The sequence below is a fragment of the Shinella zoogloeoides genome (genome assembly GCF_003574625.1).
In the GTDB taxonomy this organism is placed as follows: Bacteria; Pseudomonadota; Alphaproteobacteria; order Rhizobiales; family Rhizobiaceae; genus Shinella; species Shinella zoogloeoides_A.
This window is the reverse complement of record NZ_QNUJ01000002.1, coordinates 479,093-495,582: the sequence shown is the minus strand read 5'-3', so window position 1 is coordinate 495,582 and position 16,490 is coordinate 479,093. Positions and strand designations below refer to the sequence as shown.

Genomic DNA, 16,490 nt, shown 5'->3' with positions numbered 1-16,490 from the left:
GCCTATGTTGCGACATGCCGCGGCGCAAATAAGTTGCTGTCATGGGGACATGAGTGCCGCTTATCGGGGCGCGCGCATAAATATGAACTTGAAAGTCATGTTTTTGCTGTCTAGTAGTCGCCCACTTCCGGACTGGTAGCAGGCAGAGCGTGGCCGCTGATCTTGAAAGCATCTATCTCGGCATGCGCCGGTCGCTGATGGCGACGGCCCTCAGGGTCGTCCGCGATCCGCAGATCGCCGAGGACCTTGCCCAGGAAAGCTACCTGCGTGTGCGGCGTGCCATGGAAAAGGGGCCGGTCGAGCATGTGGAGGCGTTCCTCCATCGCACCGCCCACAACCTCGCTCTCGATTACCTGCGCAAGAACAGGACGCGCGGCCATGTCGAAACCATGGATGCCGCGGACCCTTCGGCGCTGGACGTGGCGGACGCCACGCCTTCGGCCGAGGAGCGGATGATCCAGGCCGACAGGCTCCGGCATGTCGAGGACCTGCTCACGCAACTGCCGGACCGGGCGCGGCGCGTCTGGCTCCTGAGCAGGGTGGAGGGATGGTCCTATCCCCGGATCGCGGAGCATCTCGGCGTCTCCCCGAACACCGTCTTCAACGACGTCAAGCTCGTCATGGGCAGTCTGCGGGACCTTTTCAGCCGCCTTGATCGAGGATGAAATCGTGTTGAAGCAAAGCCCCGGCACGGCAAGCCTGCCCGCGATGCGCCCTGGACACCGTCTCTGTCCGAGGGTTGGTTGTGAGATCGCGCGGGCTGAAACGTCATCCTGTGGAAGGGCGTGCCAAACGAAGAAGAAGGGATGGGCGCTTTGAGCCTGGAGAAACCCGACCGGAACGTTCCGGGCATCGAGCCGGCAGATGCGGGGTCCGTCGCGGACCAGGCGCTGGACTGGTTCGTCCGCCTGCAGGGGGCCGAGGATCCGGCCGAGCTGGCGGCATTCGGCCGCTGGCGCGGCGAGAGCGCGCAGAACGAGCGGGCCTATGCCGAACTTCTGCGGATCTGGAACCTGCCGGAGGTCGCCGCCGCCTCGCAGAACCTCGCGCGGGCGCAGGGCACGCAGGGCCGCCGGCCCGTTCCCGCAAGCCGCCGTTCGTGGATAAGGACCGTGGCGGCCATAGCCGCGTGCATCGCTCTCGTCGTCGGCGTGCTGGAATATCCCGCGCTCCTGATCCGCTGGCAGGCGGATTACCTCACGGCCGCCGGCGAGCAGAAGGATGTCACTCTGCCGGACGGCTCGCGGATGCTGCTGAACACGGCAAGCGCGGTCGCGCTCGACTTCGCCGACGGCCGGCGCGACGTGCGCGTGCTGGACGGCGAGGCGTGGTTCGACGTCAGGCACGATCCGGCCCATCCTTTCAGGGTCGCCGGGCGCTATGGCGAGGCCGAGGTGAAGGGAACGTCCTTCGCCGTCCGCTCCGGCGATGAAGGCGACCGCGTCGTTCTGGAGCGCGGACGGGTCGATGTCGCCCGCCTGCCGGACCGCGGGCAGGGCGTGGAACTCCGGCCCGGCGAGATGATCGAGGTGGAGGAGGATGCGCTCTCCCCCATCCGTCCGGCCGATCCCGCGCGTGACCTTGCATGGCGCGAGGGACGGGTAATCTTCTATTCCAGGCCGTTCGGCGCGGTGATCCGCGACCTCTCCCGCTATTACGGCGGGCGGGTCATCACGCTGAACGATCGCGCCGCGAACGTGCTGGTCAGCGGCAACTATCGCCTGGACGAAGCCGAGAACGCGATCCGCAGCCTGGCGGAAGTCGTCGGGGCGAAATGGACCCGCCTTCCGGGTGGCGTCATAATCCTTCGATAAATTCTCAAGTTTTTTTGTGAGATCGCCCGGCGGCTTACGTCGAATGGGTATTGGCGGCGGCAGGGGATGCCGCCGCCGCATCCGACGATGTTTGAAGGGGCAGGGAAATGGCGAAAGCCGGCGGTATCGACAAGAGGCATGGCAGCAGGACGACCCGTTGGGCGCTTCTGGCGTCGACGGTATTGGCGAGCGTTGCGATGACGCCCGCCGAGGCGGTCGCCCAGCAGAAGACGAGCCGCGTCTCCATGGAGACCAGGGGCGTTGCCTTCTCCATCCCGGCCCAGCCCTTGCCCGATGCGCTCGATGCCTTCATTCGCGCGACCGGCTGGCAGGTCGGCTATTCCGCAAGCGCGCTTGCCGGCAAGCGCTCGCAGGCGGTTTCCGGGCAGATGCCGCCCGCCGCGGCGCTGCGGCGGCTGATCGCCGGCAGCGGCCTCTCGGTGCGCATGACCGGCCCGACGACCGCGGCGCTGGTCGATCTCCAGGCGACGGGCACCATCGACGGCGCGGCGGCCGATGCGGACGGATCGACGGTGCTCGAGGCCATCACGGTCGACGGCGCCCGCACCGGCAACGGTGCCGACGATCCCTATGTCGCATCGGATTCGAGCGCCTATATCACCGGCGACCAGATCGAGCGCTATCGCGGGGCGAGCCCCGCCGATATCCTGAAGGGCGCGCCGGGCGTCTATTCGGGCCAGAGCCGCGCCAGCGGCGGCATCGACGCGAACATCCGCGGCCTGCAGGGCCAGGGCCGCGTTCCCGTCACGGTCGATGGCGCGCAGAATTCGACCGCGATGTACCGGGGCTATCAGGGCATTGCCAATTCGACCTTCATCGATCCCGATTTCATCGGCGGCGTCGCCGTCGAGAAGGGACCGAGCACCAGCGCGACCGGCGCCGGCGCGATCGGCGGCATGGTCAGCATGCGCACGCTGAACGCCGACGACATCATCCCGGAAGGCGAGAATTTCGGCGCGCGCATGAAGATCGAGGGCAGCAGCAACACGACCTCGCCCTGGACGTCCCTGTCGAAGCGCCATCTGGCGCTCTCCGGTGAACGGGACACGGCCGGCTATCTCTGGACGCTGCCGGGAAGCAAGGTGGACCGTCCGGGCCTCTTCGGCATCAATTCGGGCTCGGCGAGCCTCGTTCTCGCCGGACGGAGCGAGAATGTCGATATCCTCGGCGGCTTTTCGCGCCGTGTTTCCGGCAATTACCACGCGGGCAGGAACGGCAGCGGCGCGCCGAGCCCGGCGGCATGCGACGACGCCGCCGGCCGCGATTGCGCGCTCGACTGGTACGAGAAGGGCCTGTCGATCTATCTTCCGGGCGAGGAGGTCCTGAACACCTCGCAGGACATCTATTCCGGCCTGCTGAAGGGAACGCTGCGCTTGGGCGACGACCACACGCTGGAACTCGGCTATTCGCTCTATGACAGCACCTTCGGCGAACAATATGCCACGGAACTGGCGACCGACAGCGACTCGACCTACCAGCGCAACCCCTCCCATATCCGCGTCGATACCCTGACCAGCCGCTATCATTGGGACCCCGAAAGCGACCTCGTCGATCTCAAGTGGAACCTGTGGGGAAGCTGGCTCGACGAGGAGACGCAGGCGGTCGACGGCACGATCACCAAGGAATCGCAGATGCGGGGCACGGACCTGTCGAACACCTCGCGCTTCCAGACGTCCTTCGGCGACATCTCCCTGCAATACGGCCTGTCCTATCTCCACGAGGAGACGCGGCCGCTGAATGTCGGGGGAAATGTCGCGCCGCGGAACGGCGAGCGTTGGGAGGCCTCGGCCTTCACCAATGCGGGCTGGCAGGCGCTCGACTGGCTCAAGCTCGACGGCGGCCTGCGCTACCATCGCTTCGAATCCCGCAACAATGCTCCGGGCAATACCGACCCGGTCCAGACGGACGATGCGCTCGATTATTCGAGCACCCTGACCGTGACGCCGCTCGAAGGCTGGAACGTCTATGGCAGCTACAAGAACGCCGCGCGCCTGCCGTCCCTGTTCGAATCGGCCGGCGGCTTCGCCACGGTCGTCGATCCGAACCTGCGGCCCGAAACCTCGAAAACCTGGGAATTCGGCACGAACCTCACCAGGGAAGGCGTCTTCGACGATGATGACAGCCTGCGGCTGAAGGTCGGCTATTTCGACAGCACGATCGACGACTATATCAACCGGACGCGGGTCAACAGCACGACCATGCGGATCCGCAATATCGAGCAGGCGAAGTTCTCGGGCGTCGATCTTTCCGCGCGCTACGAGCGCGGCGGCTTCACCGCCGAGCTGGGCGGCTCCTACTACACCAATGTCGAATATTGCGTGACCGTCGCGACATGCGCGAATTCCTCGCTAGCGAGCGACTATGCCACGAACTACGTTCCGCCGGAATATCAGGTGAACCTGACGCTGACGCAGACCATGCTGGACGAGCGGCTTTCGCTGAGCAGCCGGTTTTCCCATATCGGGCCGCGCGCCGCCAGCGCCCAGGCTCCGGGGCAGGGCGGCGCCAGCCTCATCGCGCAGATTCCGTGGAAGCCCTATACCATCGTCGACGTATGGGCGTCCTACAAGCTGACCGACTATGCGACGCTCAGCCTTGCCGTCGAGAACCTCACGGACGTCTATTATGTCGAGCCGCTGAGCCTGACGCGGGTTCCCTCGCCGGGACGGACGATCCGCGTCAGCCTGACGACCGATCTTTCCGCATCCTCCCTCGAAGGCGCGCTCGGCCTCGACGATGCCGACACCTATGACTGGACCGGTCTCCATGCCGGCCTTCATGCCGGCACGGGGCTGACCAGTTTCCAGATGGCCGATTTCTCCCAGAACGGCATGAACCCGCAGAACTACAGCTTCGGGGACACGTCCGGCTACGCCGCCGGTTTCCAGATGGGCTACGACTACCAGCTCGCCAACAATGTCGTCCTCGGCGTCGGCGGGGAATTCTCCTGGTCGAACACCCACAAGGACATGGTCATCACCGGGATACAGGGCGGGGAGGTCGACGCCAACTGGTTCGCCGGCGTGCACGGGCGCATCGGCTATGCCATCGGCGACATCCTGATCTTCGGCAAGGCGGGCTATGCCGTGGCGGACATGGACGGCAAATATAAGCGCGCCCGGCGCATCGCCGGCGAGCTCGTCTGGTCCGAGGCCTCCGACAGCAGCCGCTTCTCCGGCTGGACGGCGGGCGGCGGCATCGAATATGCCCTTTCCGACAAGGTGACCGTCACGGGCGAATACAGTTTCGCCAACCTGACGCATGGCAGCTTCGAGACGCCGGAGCTCAACGGCGTCGCCTATCGATGGAAGGGTAAGCCCCGCATGGACCAGATCAAGCTGGGCGTGAACTACCGGTTCTAGGCGCAGTGAGGCCGCAGCCTGGAAGCTGCGGCCCCTACTGGCCGAAGAACAGCACGGCCGCGATGACCACCGAGGCGCCGACGGCCGAAAGCGTTCCTGCTCCCTGAAGCACGCCCATGCGGTAGAGCATGAGGGCAAAGCCGATAATCACCGGGGCCGCGACCATCAGGCCGAACTGCGCGTCGCTCATGAAACCATCCTTTTCCTGCCGCCACCATGCCGCGTTCCGCCGGGTCCATCTTTGTGCCTGCGCAAAGAAGGCCGAGGCCCGGCTTGCTAGGGAAAGGCCATGACGGCAGCGAATGATCTCGGCACGGCGGCAACGAAGGTGGAGAGCGGGGAAGCGGATTCCCTGCTTTTATGGATTCTGGTCTGGAGCGAACTGGCCGTCTTCGGGGCGCTGCTCGTCGCCTTCATGGTGTTGACGGTGCTCGATCCGCAAGGGGCGGCGCTGTTTCGCGCCCATCTCCATCCCGGGCTTGCGGCCGCCAATACCATCATACTCGTGCTGAGCGGCTGGCAGGCGGCGCTGGCGGTGCGGCTCAGCGCCGGGGAAAGGGCGGCCCGCCGTCCCCTCGTCCTGGCGGCGCTGCTCGGCTTCGCCTTCGCCGTGGTGAAGGCCTTCGAATATACGCTCGAAGTGAAGGCGGGCGTCGGCGCTCTCGGCACGCTTGCCGAACTCTATTTCCTCGTCACCGGCTTCCATCTGCTGCATGTCGTCTTCGGCGCGGCGGTCCTGCTTCTCGTCGCCCGGCGGCCGTCGCGCGGCAATGTCGTGATGATCGCGACGCTCTGGCACGCGATCGATCTCGTCTGGCTGGTCATGTTCCCCATCATCTATCTGACCTGAGGATTTTCCGATGACCCGACAGGCCCGCGAACAGTTCCTCGCCACCCTTGCCATGCTGCTGACGCTCGCCGCCGGCGGCGCCTTCGTCGGCGGGCTTTCGGGCGGGCTGCTGGTGCCGGTCGCCGCCGTGCTCGTCATGGCCTATGCGAAGGGCCGCCTCGTCATCCTCGACTTCATGGAACTGCGCACGAACCGCGGCTTCATGCGCTCGGCGCTGCTCGCCTGGCCGGCGACGCTGCTTTCCCTCGCGCTCGTGCGCGCGCTCGCCATCAACCTGATCGGCTGACGAACCGCCCCGGTCTTTGCCTATTCGCAAAGAAGGCTTTTCTCCCGCGGCTAGAACCGGAGACGTCCCGCAGGCCGGCGAGGGGATCGCCGGCAACCGATCGGCGGGGTTTTGGCGCCGGGCCTCTCGGGTTCGGCAAGGGAAAGGACCAGGGGATGGCAGAGCGCCTAACCAAGACCGGGGCCCGCAACGTCTTCTATGGCGGGTCCATCTTCTTCTTCACGATCTTCGTGGGGCTTACGGCCCACTCGCACTATTACATGCGCACCACCTCGACGGACGAGGCGACGCTCTCCGACAGCGTCACCCGCGGCAAGCACGTCTGGGAAAAGAACGCCTGTATCAACTGCCACACATTGCTGGGCGAAGGCGCCTATTTCGCGCCCGAGCTCGGCAATGTGTGGAAGCGCTACGGTGGCGCGGAGGACCCGGAGGGTGCGCGCGAGGCCTTCAAGGCCTGGATGGCCGCCCAGCCGAGCGGGGCGGAGGGCCGGCGGCAGATGCCGCAGTTCAACCTCACCGAACAGGAACTCAACGATCTTGCCGACTTCCTCGAATGGACGAGCAGGATCAAGACCCAGAACTGGCCGCCGAACGATGCCGGCTGAGCGACAGGCCTGAGGAGAAAAGACATGAAATATCAGACACAGAAGGTCGCGATGCTGTATTTCTACGGCGCGCTCGGCCTGTTCCTCGCCCAGGTGGCCTTCGGGGTCCTCGCCGGCACGATCTACGTGCTGCCGAACACACTCTCCGAGCTCCTGCCCTTCAACATCGTGCGCATGATTCACACCAATGCGCTCGTCGTGTGGCTGCTCATGGGCTTCATGGGCGCGACCTACTACATGATCCCGGAGGAGACCGAGACCGAGCTGTTCAGCCCGAAGCTCGCCGTCCTCCAGTTCTGGCTGTTCTTCGTGGCGGCGGGGCTGACGGTCGTCGGCTACATGTTCCGCATCCATGAGGGCCGCGAATTCCTCGAGCAGACCTTCATCGCCAAGATCGGCATCGTCGTCGTCGTACTGATGTTCCTCTTCAACATCACCATGACCGCGCTGAAGGGCCGCAAGACCACGGTCATCAACATCCTGCTCTTCGGCCTGTGGGGCCTTGCCCTCTTCTTCCTCTTCGCCTTCTACAACCCGGCGAACCTCGCGCTCGACAAGATGTACTGGTGGTACGTGATCCATCTGTGGGTCGAGGGCGTCTGGGAGCTGATCATGGCCTCCGTGCTCGCCTTCCTGATGATCAAGATCAACGGCATCGACCGTGAGGTCGTGGAAAAGTGGCTCTACGTCATCGTCGGCCTCGCCCTCTTCTCGGGCATCCTCGGCACCGGCCACCATTATTACTGGATCGGCGCGCCGGGCTACTGGCAGTGGATCGGCTCGCTGTTCTCGACGCTGGAAGTGGCCCCCTTCTTCACCATGGTCATCTTCACCTTCGTGATGACCTGGAAGGCCGGCCGCAACCATCCGAACAAGGCGGCGCTGCTCTGGTCGATCGGCTGCTCGGTCATGGCCTTCTTCGGCGCGGGCGTCTGGGGCTTCCTGCACACGCTGTCGTCGGTGAACTATTACAGCCACGGCACGCAGGTCACCGCCGCGCACGGGCACCTCGCCTTCTTCGGCGCCTATGTGATGCTGAATCTCGCCATGATGGCCTATGCGATCCCCGAGATCCGCGGCCGCCAGCCCTACAACCAGTGGCTCTCGATCGCCAGCTTCTGGATCATGTGCACGGCCATGTCTGTCATGACCTTCGCGCTCACCTTCGCGGGCGTCGTGCAGATCCACCTGCAGCGCGTGCTCGGCGAAAGCTTCATGGACGTGCAGGACCAGCTCTCGCTGTTCTACTGGGTCCGCCTCGGCTCGGGCGCCGTCGTCCTCGTCTCGGCGCTGATGTTCATCTGGGCGGTGCTGGTGCCCGGCCGCGAGCGTGCTGACAGCCTCACCCGGATGGTCCAGCCGGCCGAGTGAGCGCTGGCCGGCCCCGTCATCCCGCGGGGCCGGCACTTTCCCCTCTATGAAACTGGAGACCGACATGAACGTGATGCTCAAGGCCGCGCGCGCCGACATCCCCGCCTACAGCCCCTCCGGCAACGAATGCGCCCTGTTCGAGACAGCCTGGACGCGGCAGCTTCCGCTGCTCCTGAAAGGCCCGACGGGCTGCGGCAAGACCCGCTTCGTCAGCCATATGGCCGCAAGGCTCGGCCTGCCGCTCTCCACCGTCTCCTGCCATGACGACCTGTCGGCCGCCGACCTCACCGGTCGCTATCTGCTCAAGGGCGGCGATACCGTCTGGGTCGACGGCCCGCTGACGCGCGCCGTGCGCGAGGGAGGCGTCTGTTATCTCGACGAGATCGTCGAGGCCCGCAAGGACGTCGCCGTCGTGCTTCATCCCCTCACCGACGACCGCCGTATCCTGCCGCTGGAGCGCACCGGCGAGGTGCTGGAGGCGCCCGCCGGCTTCATGCTCGTCGTTTCCTACAATCCCGGCTACCAGAACCTCCTGAAGGCGCTGAAGCCATCGACGCGCCAGCGCTTCGTCGCCATCGAGTTCGACTTCCTGCCGAAGGCGGCCGAGATCGCCGTCGTCGCCACCGAAAGCGGGCTGGACGAGGCGCGCGTCGCCCCGCTCGTCGCGCTCGCCCACCGGCTGCGCGCCCTCAAGGGCCACGACCTCGAAGAGGGCGTCTCCACGCGCCTTCTCGTCTATTGCGCCTGCCTCATCGATAGCGGCATGACGATGCGCGAGGCGGTGCGCGCCGCCATGATCGAACCGCTCACCGACGAGCCGGATGTCAGGACCGCGCTCCTCGAAATCGCCGATGCGATGATCCGCTGAGGCCGCCATGCTGGATTTCCTGGAGCTGGAGGAAACCGTCGGCCGGGCCTGGCACAGGCTCGTCGGCAACACCGCCACCTGGCAACGCCACCCGGACCATGCCGTCCGGCTGGAGGACGTCCGGCCCGTGCTCGCCGTCTGCTTCCGTGGCTTCGGCGGGGAGGGCGCGGTGCAGATCGCGCCGGCGCGCGGGCGCACCTCGACGCACCGCCTGCGGCTGCGCCAGCGCATGGGGCTCGGCGAGGAGAAGCTGGTGCAGCCCGGCCGCGACCACGCGACGCTGATGCTGCCCGGCGAGATCGCCCTCTTCGCCGACCGCGGCCTCAACCGCGACCTCTATGTCTGGCTCGCCGCCGCCATGGCGGTCATGCCGCTGGACCAGGTGACGCATGCCGACCCGCTCCAGCGCGACCTTGCGATCCTGGCGCGGGCAGAGGCGACGGCGAAGGCGGTGCTTGCCGCCTTTCCGGGCCTTGCCCGGCGCTATCACCGGCTTTGCGCCGCGACGCTCGATGCGCGGCGCAGTCGGCCGCTGCCGTCCATCGAACGCCATGTCGAGAACCGCATCCTCGGCCTGCTGAAGAAGGGCGCTCGGCTTGCCGACGACACGCTGCCGGTCATCTTCTCCCATCGCGCGCCGCCCGGCTATCTGCCCATGCTGCCGGTGCCGCTCTGGCCGGATGCGCTTGCCCGCGAGGACGGCGAGGGAAGGGGAGAGGACGACCAGCCGACGGCCGGCGGCGATCCCCAGGCCGCCGAGACCGGCCGGCATGTGGCGGAGCGCGAGAAGGCGGAGAACCGCAAGAGTGAGCGCAGCCCCTTCATCCTCAATCGCTTCGAGAAGATCCTCGCCATGGCCGAGATGGTCAATGTCGACCGCCCCGGCGACGACAGCGACGACCATGACGCCTCCGCCGCCGACGAGCTGGACGACATGACGCTCGGCGAGCGCAAGGGAAGGCCCGCCGCCCGCTTCCACTTCGACCTCGACCTGCCGCCGGAGGCGCTCGATCGCACCCGGCTGACCGGCGAATACACCTATCCCGAATGGGACTACCGCACCGCGACCTACCTGCCGGACCATTGCCGCGTGCTCGCTTCACCGGCGCCTGACACGGCCGCCGTGCCGGAGGCCGATGCCGACACCAGGAGCCTCATCCGCCGCGTGCGCCGGCAGTTCGAGGTGCTGCGGCCAAGGCACGAGATGCTGCGCGCACAGCTGGACGGGGCCGAGCTCGACCTCGACGCCGTGGTCAGGGCGCGCAGCGACCTTGCCGCCGGCGGGCAGGGCAGCGACCGCATCCACCTGATGAGCCGGCCGCAGGCGCACGACCTCGCCGTCACCATCCTCGTCGACGTGTCGCTCTCCACCGACGCCTGGTTCGACAACCGGCGGGTGCTGGATGTCGAGAAGGAGGCGTTGACGGTGCTCGCCCACGGCCTTGCCGCCTGCGGCGACCGTCACTCGATCCTCACCTTCACCTCGCGCCGCCGCTCCTGGGTACGCGTCGAGACGGTGAAGGATTTCGGCGAGCCGATGGGCCATGGCGTGGAGGCGCGCATCGCGGCGCTGAAGCCGGGCTTCTACACCCGCATCGGCCCGGCGATCCGCCATGCGGCGGCAAGGCTCCGCGAGCAGCCGAACCGCCGCAAGCTCCTCCTCGTGCTCACCGACGGCAAGCCGAACGACGTGGATCACTACGAGGGCCGCTTCGCGCTGGAAGACAGCCGCCGCGCCGTGACGGAGGCGCGCCGCACGGGCGTCAGCGTGTTCGGGGTGACGGTCGACCGGGAGGCGCAGGCCTATGTGCCGGCCATGTTCGGCCGCAATGGCTATGCCATCGTTAGCAATATCGCCAGGCTGCCCGCGGCGCTTCCGGCGATCTATCGCGGTCTTGTGGGATAGAGGACGCAGGACCAGCGCGGAAAGGCCCGGCATGCCGCACCATGCCGGGCCTTTCTCGTTTCAGGCGGCCTTGCTGTGGGTGCGGGCGGACTGGTCGATATAGGCGTCGAAGGCCGCCGCGACGGCGCGGATGATGAAGCGATGGTCCTGCCGCACGGTGACCGTGCCGCCGCGGATGTCGACCGCCCCGTCCTGTTCCAGCGCCGCCAGCCGGGCATTACCCTCGATAAGCGCCGCCGCATCGAAGCCGTGCCGGCCGGCGATGGTGCCGACATCGGCGCGGAAATCGCACATCAGCCGCTCGATGATCTCGGCACGCAGCCGGTCCTCCGGCGTGATGCGGTAGCCCTTGACGGTCGCGAGCCGGCCGGAGGCGATGCGCTGGGCGTAGAGCCCGGGCGGCACCTCGTTCTGGACGTAGCCTGCCGGCGTGCGCCCGATGGACGAGGCGCCGAAGCCGATCAGCGTCGTGCAGGCATCCGTCGTGTAGCCCTGGAAATTGCGGTGCAACCGGCCGCGCCTTGCGGCGAGCGCGAGGCTGTCGGCCGGCAGGGCGTAATGGTCGAGGCCGATGCGGATATAGCCGGCCGCGGCAAGCGTCTTGGCGATGGCCTCGGCCTGCACGGCGCGCATCGCCGCATCCGGCAGGGCGCGCTCGTCGATCAGCCGCTGGTGCTTCTTGAAGGAGGGGATATGCGCGTAGCCGAAGACGGCGAAGCGCTCCGGCCGCATGGCGACCGCCGCTCGCGCCGTCTCGATGCAGGAGGTCACCGTCTGGTGCGGCAGGCCGTAGATGAGGTCGAAATTGATGCCGCCGATGCCGGCTTTGCGCAGCCGCTGAACGGCGTCCAGCGTCTGTGCCTCGCTCTGGATGCGGTTGATCGCCTTCTGCACGACGGGATCGAAGCTCTGCACGCCGAGGCTGGCGCGGGTGACGCCGGCCTCGCCGAGCGCATCGGCCATGTCGGGCGTCAGCGTGCGCGGATCGATCTCCACGGCGATCTCCATGCCCGCCGTGAAGGCGAAGCGGGCACGCATCAGGCCGATCAGGTCGCGGAATTCCTCCGGTTGCATGATCGTCGGCGTGCCGCCGCCGAAATGGACGTGGCGGATCCTCGGCCGGTTGCCGACCCTGTCGGAGACGAGGCCGATCTCCTTTCGCAGCATGTCGATATAGTCGAGGATCGGCTCGTCGCGCTGGGTGATGGTGGTGTGACAGCCGCAGTACCAGCACATCGACCGGCAGAAGGGAATGTGCAGGTAGAGCGAGGCTTCGGTGCCCGGCGCGATGCCGGAGAGCCAGTCGCCATAGGTGCCCGCGCCGACGGAAGGCGAGAAGGCGGGTGCGGTCGGGTAGCTCGTGTAGCGCGGCAGCCGCGTCTCGCCGTATTTCTCGATCAATGCCTGTTGCATGGCGCGCTCCTTCTTTCGTTCGGCCGATTGACGAAAGCCTAGGAGCCGGCGCGCGGGGCTTCTTTGCGAAAAGCCAAGCAAGACGCCATCGCCCCGGCAAACCGGGAATTGTTTGCGCATGATCAAAGTGGCGGAAAGGGTGCGGCGCTAGCCTTGGCCGGTTCCGTTCGGGTCGGGCCGTGCCCTTGCGGAACGCAAACCGGAGCGGCCGGGACGGAACACCCGAACATGTCAGACCTTCAGGAAAAGCCCCTCATCGACGTCCGCACGGTCCCGCCGCGCGAACGCCATCCGCGCATCTTCGGCATGCTCGGCGCGCTGCTTCCCGGCAAGTCGATGCTGATCACCAGCGACCACGATCCGCGTCCGCTGCACTACCAGCTCGAGACGAATTTCCCCGGACAGTTCGGCTGGGACTATCTGGAACAGGGGCCGGAGGTCTGGCGCGTCGAGATCGACCGGCTGGAAGACGGCGGCTGCGATTGCTGCTGCGGCTCCGATCACTGAGCCTTCCGCGGCGAGGAGGAATCAAGATGCCGGGCGCCACGCTTTCCCGCTGGACCATGTCCTACTTCGCCGTCGCCTGCCTGATGCTCCTTGCGGGGCAGGGGCTGATGGTCGCCGGCTACGGCTATCCGGCCGCCGCCATCGGCGCGCCGGAGACGCTGGTCCTCGTCCATGTCTTCGCCATCGGCTGGCTGAGCCTGCTGATGGCGGGTGCGCTCCTGCAATTCGTGCCGGTGCTCATCGCCCGGCCGCTGGTCGGCGGCCGGTTCGCGGCCCCGGCGCTGGCGCTCGTCGTCGGCGGCCTCGGCCTGCTGGTCGCCGGCTTCGTCGCGCTTTCCTGCCTCGTCGACCTGCCGCTCCTTCTCCTGCCGGCCGGCGGCGGGCTGCTGCTGCTCGGTTTCGGCCTCGTCGTCGCCATCCTCGCGGCGACGCTCCATGCGGCGCGGCCCCTGCCGCTGCCCGCCCGCTTCGTCGCCCTGGGGCTCGCCGCGCTCACGGCGACGGTCCTCGTCGGCGCGACCTTCACCCTCGCCCTTTCCGGCATCGTCGATGCCGAGCCCTTCGCCCGGCTGGTCGCCGACGGCCTGGGGCTGCATGCGGCGCTCGGGCTCGGCGGCTGGCTCAGCATCACCGCCGTCGGCGTCAGCTATCGCCTTCTTGCCATGTTCCTGCTCGCGCCGGAAACCGAGCGGCGGACGAGCCATGCGGCCTGGTGGGCGACGGCGCTGGCGATCGGCCTCATCGCGGCCTGCATTCCGCTCGTGCTTCTCGCCGTCTCCGGCGCGGGCCTGCTCTTCGCCGCGGCGCTATTCCTGTCGCTGGTAGCGGCGCTGCTCTATGGCGGCGATGTCCTGCATCTCTACCGCGCGCGCAGGCGCAAGCAGGCGGAGCTGAACATCCGTGCGACCTTTCCGGCCTTCGCCGCGCTCGCCGTCTGCGTCCTCCTCGTCAATATCCCCGCCGTGCGGGAAGGGGACGGCGTCGCGGCGCTCGTCTATCTCTTCGTCTTCGGCTGGCTGACGGGGCTCGGGCTTGCCCAGCTCTACAAGATCGTCGCCTTCCTCACCTGGCTGGAAGCCTATGGGCCGGTCCTCGGCCGCGCGCCGGTGCCACGGGTGCAGGATCTTGTCGAGGAGGGCCGCGCGCGTATTCTCTTCCTGATATACTACGGTGCGGTGGCGGCCGCCGCGCTGGCGCTTCTTATGGGTGCGGCGGGCGCGTTCCGCACCATCGTGTGCGTGCAGCTTCTCGCGACGCTGGCCCTGATGCGCGAGTTCATCCGCACGCGCCGCCTCGCCATCGTGCCGGCGGCGCTGCGCGCGCCGGACGGCGCGGTGCGGCCGCACCTCTTCCTGCCCCTTTCCCTCTCAAGGAGATGAACGATGCCCGATGTTTCAACCGAGATCGCACCGAAAGTCCTCGACGTGCGGCCGATCCTCCAGAACGGCGGCGAGCCGTTCCAGGAGATCATGCAGGCGGTGCGGGAGCTCGCCCCGGGGCAGGGGCTGAAGCTCGTCGCCCCCTTCCGCCCGCAGCCGCTCTTCCGCGTCATGGAGGGCCGCGGCTTCGATCATGAGGCCCGCGAGATCGCGGACGGTCATTGGGAAGTGCTGTTCACGCCGCAGCCTGCCGCATCGGTCGAGACCTCGGCCGATGCCGGCAATCCGGAGACCTGGCCCGATCCCTCCCTCCATCTCGACCTCTCGGACCTCGATCCGCCGGAACCGATGGTCCGCCTCCTCGCTGCCGCGGAAAAGCTGGAGGCGGGCGAAGTGCTTTTCGCGCTGCTCTCGCGCGAGCCGGTGTTCCTGTTTCCGGAGCTCGTCAAGCGCGGCCATCAGTGGGCCGGCAATTTCGACGAGGCCGGCACCGCCTACCGCATCCTCGTGCGGGCCGGCCGGCCGAAGGGGTGAGCGCGATGGAAGACGAGGAAAAGGCCGCGCTCGCGGACGATATCCGCAATGCGCTGCGCATGATCATCGACCCGGAGATCGGCCGAAACATCGTCGATCTCGGCCTGATCTACGATGTCGCGGTGGAGGAGGGCGGCGTGGTCCGTATCACCATGACCACGACGACGCGTGGCTGCCCGGCGAGCGGTTATCTGAAGGAAGCGGTGGGCAATTGCGTCTGGCATGTGCCGGGCGTGGAATATGCCGAGGTGCATATGACCTACGAGCCGCCCTGGACGCCGGACATGATGGACGCATGAACGAGAGACGGCCCGGAGATATCCGGGCCGTTTTCGCCTTCAGAGCGGCGTGCGCCGCTTGCGCGCGAGGATCGGCGCATATTCGAACGAGAAGAGGCCGAAGGCGACGATCCAGAGCAGGCCGGCGACGGCATAGATCGTGGCGCTCGCATCGGGCAGGATCTCGCCGAGCGGGCGCACCAGCGCGCAGAGGATCAGGGCCGCATAGGCGGCGATCGTCAGGCGCGAGGCCGTCAGCGCGTGGCCGGTATGGCCGAGGCTTGCCCGCGTCATCACCGCCAGCATCATGCAGGCGACCCCGCCGACCGAAAGAAGATGCAGCACCGACCGCTCCTCCAGGAGGCCGAGCGCGCTGACGCCGATGGCGGCAAGGCCGAGCGGGATGAAGGCATAGGCGGCGTGCAGCACGAGCAGCAGCTTTTCCGGCGCCACCGTCCATCCGCGCCAGCGGTAGAGGCGGACGGCATGCAGGAGGGCGGCGGCAGGGCCGAGCACCGCCGTGACGGGATGGTCCGGCGCGGCCGCCCAGGCGACGAGCGCCGCCACGCCGGCGAGAATGGCGACGGTGTCGTAGCGGTTATACGGCACGGGAAAATCCGTGCGGCCGAACTTGTTCAGCCAGTTGCGCGTGAAGCTCGGCACGATGCGACCGCCGACGATCATCACCAGCACGATATAGGCCGAAACGGCAAGGCGCAGCGCCATGTGGTCATGGCCGCCCGCGATCACCGCGACATGGAAGATGCCGTTGGCGAGCGACAGCGCCAGCAGGCCGCCCAGCACCTTCAGGTCCTTCCACTTGCGGCCGGCCACCACTTCGCGCGTGCAGATGGCGAGCAGCACGGGAAGGAACAGCCCGTCGATCACGGCGGCGGCTACGACGCCGATCCCGTCCGTGGCAAGCAGCGCGAGGCGCCCGGCGCACCAGAGGGCGAAGAGGCCACCGAGCGGCCAGCCCGACACCGGCAGGCGTCCCGTCCAGTTCGGCACGGCCGTCAGCAGGAAGCCGGCGAGCACGGCGGAGGCGAAGCCGAAGAGCATTTCGTGCGCATGCCAGTTGGCCGCGCCATAGTCGCCGGCAAGGTCGATCCGCCCGGAGATCGCCGCGATCCACAAGGTCATCGCCACGATGGCCCAGAGGCCGCCGCCGAGGAAGAAGGGCCGGAAACCGTAGGAAAACAGCACCGGCCCCGTGCGGGAAAGGCCGCGCGGGACGGCGCGGCTGACGCGCGCGGCGGGTTGGCTTGCAGTCATGATCGCTGCTCCTTTGCA

At 67.3% G+C, this 16,490-nt stretch carries 16 protein-coding genes; 13 read left to right on the top strand and 3 right to left on the bottom strand.

The genetic code is table 11. The features are described from left to right. Positions 1 to 149: 149 nt before the first annotated feature. The 3 genes from DSD28_RS05785 to DSD28_RS05775 all read left to right on the top strand — a co-directional run bounded on the left by DSD28_RS05785 (position 150) and on the right by DSD28_RS05775 (position 5,197). Entirely contained in the window at positions 150 to 665 is a 516-nt protein-coding gene (locus DSD28_RS05785; protein ID WP_119255388.1) for an RNA polymerase sigma factor, read from the top strand. A gap of 141 nt (positions 666 to 806) precedes the next feature. Next, a complete protein-coding gene (locus DSD28_RS05780) occupies positions 807 to 1,814 on the top strand; it encodes a FecR family protein (protein ID WP_119255387.1) in 1,008 nt (335 codons plus the stop codon). Between the two features lie 107 nt (positions 1,815 to 1,921). Continuing rightward, the gene (locus tag DSD28_RS05775; protein ID WP_119255386.1) at positions 1,922 to 5,197 is read left to right on the top strand and encodes a TonB-dependent receptor domain-containing protein; all 3,276 of its coding nucleotides are present in this window, start codon (positions 1,922 to 1,924) and stop codon (positions 5,195 to 5,197) included. Between the two features lie 34 nt (positions 5,198 to 5,231). On the opposite strand, the gene DSD28_RS25785 is transcribed toward DSD28_RS05775, so the two are convergent. Next, positions 5,232 to 5,387 (bottom strand): hypothetical protein, encoded by a 156-nt coding sequence (locus tag DSD28_RS25785; RefSeq protein WP_162911266.1) that lies wholly within the window; start codon positions 5,385 to 5,387, stop codon positions 5,232 to 5,234. A gap of 99 nt (positions 5,388 to 5,486) precedes the next feature. On the opposite strand from DSD28_RS25785, the gene DSD28_RS05770 reads away from it, so the two are divergent. The 6 genes from DSD28_RS05770 to DSD28_RS05745 all read left to right on the top strand — a co-directional run bounded on the left by DSD28_RS05770 (position 5,487) and on the right by DSD28_RS05745 (position 11,086). Then, the gene (locus tag DSD28_RS05770) at positions 5,487 to 6,047 is read left to right on the top strand and encodes a cytochrome c oxidase subunit 3 (RefSeq protein WP_119255385.1); all 561 of its coding nucleotides are present in this window, start codon (positions 5,487 to 5,489) and stop codon (positions 6,045 to 6,047) included. A 10-nt stretch (positions 6,048 to 6,057) separates the two neighbouring features. Further along, positions 6,058 to 6,333, top strand: coding sequence for a cytochrome C oxidase subunit IV family protein (locus tag DSD28_RS05765; protein WP_119255384.1), 276 nt, complete (start codon positions 6,058 to 6,060; stop codon positions 6,331 to 6,333). Between the two features lie 155 nt (positions 6,334 to 6,488). Further along, on the top strand, positions 6,489 to 6,941 hold the full coding sequence (locus DSD28_RS05760) for a c-type cytochrome (protein WP_119255383.1): 453 nt from the start codon (positions 6,489 to 6,491) through the stop codon (positions 6,939 to 6,941). Positions 6,942 to 6,965: 24 nt separating this feature from the next. Beyond that, the gene (locus DSD28_RS05755; protein WP_119255382.1) at positions 6,966 to 8,312 is read left to right on the top strand and encodes a nitric-oxide reductase large subunit; all 1,347 of its coding nucleotides are present in this window, start codon (positions 6,966 to 6,968) and stop codon (positions 8,310 to 8,312) included. Between the two features lie 64 nt (positions 8,313 to 8,376). Next, on the top strand, positions 8,377 to 9,180 hold the full coding sequence (locus DSD28_RS05750) for a CbbQ/NirQ/NorQ/GpvN family protein (protein ID WP_119255381.1): 804 nt from the start codon (positions 8,377 to 8,379) through the stop codon (positions 9,178 to 9,180). 7 nt (positions 9,181 to 9,187) lie between these two features. Then, positions 9,188 to 11,086, top strand: a complete 1,899-nt coding sequence (locus tag DSD28_RS05745) for a nitric oxide reductase activation protein NorD (RefSeq protein ID WP_119255380.1) — start codon at positions 9,188 to 9,190, stop codon at positions 11,084 to 11,086. A 60-nt stretch (positions 11,087 to 11,146) separates the two neighbouring features. On the opposite strand, the gene hemN is transcribed toward DSD28_RS05745, so the two are convergent. Beyond that, positions 11,147 to 12,499, bottom strand: a complete 1,353-nt coding sequence (hemN, locus tag DSD28_RS05740) for an oxygen-independent coproporphyrinogen III oxidase (protein WP_119255379.1) — start codon at positions 12,497 to 12,499, stop codon at positions 11,147 to 11,149. A gap of 228 nt (positions 12,500 to 12,727) precedes the next feature. On the opposite strand from hemN, the gene DSD28_RS05735 reads away from it, so the two are divergent. The 4 genes from DSD28_RS05735 to DSD28_RS05720 are packed head-to-tail and all read left to right on the top strand — an operon-like array spanning position 12,728 to position 15,218. Then, positions 12,728 to 13,006 (top strand): DUF2249 domain-containing protein, encoded by a 279-nt coding sequence (locus DSD28_RS05735; RefSeq protein WP_119255378.1) that lies wholly within the window; start codon positions 12,728 to 12,730, stop codon positions 13,004 to 13,006. A 26-nt stretch (positions 13,007 to 13,032) separates the two neighbouring features. After that, positions 13,033 to 14,385 carry a hypothetical protein gene (locus DSD28_RS05730; RefSeq protein WP_119255377.1) on the top strand — a complete coding sequence of 451 codons (1,353 nt, stop codon included), beginning with the start codon at positions 13,033 to 13,035 and terminating at the stop codon, positions 14,383 to 14,385. A gap of 3 nt (positions 14,386 to 14,388) precedes the next feature. Then, on the top strand, positions 14,389 to 14,919 hold the full coding sequence (locus DSD28_RS05725; protein WP_119255376.1) for a DUF2249 domain-containing protein: 531 nt from the start codon (positions 14,389 to 14,391) through the stop codon (positions 14,917 to 14,919). A 5-nt stretch (positions 14,920 to 14,924) separates the two neighbouring features. After that, a complete protein-coding gene (locus DSD28_RS05720) occupies positions 14,925 to 15,218 on the top strand; it encodes a metal-sulfur cluster assembly factor (protein ID WP_119255375.1) in 294 nt (97 codons plus the stop codon). A gap of 39 nt (positions 15,219 to 15,257) precedes the next feature. On the opposite strand, the gene DSD28_RS05715 is transcribed toward DSD28_RS05720, so the two are convergent. Then, positions 15,258 to 16,472: an NnrS family protein gene (locus DSD28_RS05715; RefSeq protein ID WP_119255374.1), complete on the bottom strand. Its 1,215-nt coding sequence runs from the start codon at positions 16,470 to 16,472 to the stop codon at positions 15,258 to 15,260. Between the last annotated feature and the right edge of the window lie 18 nt (positions 16,473 to 16,490).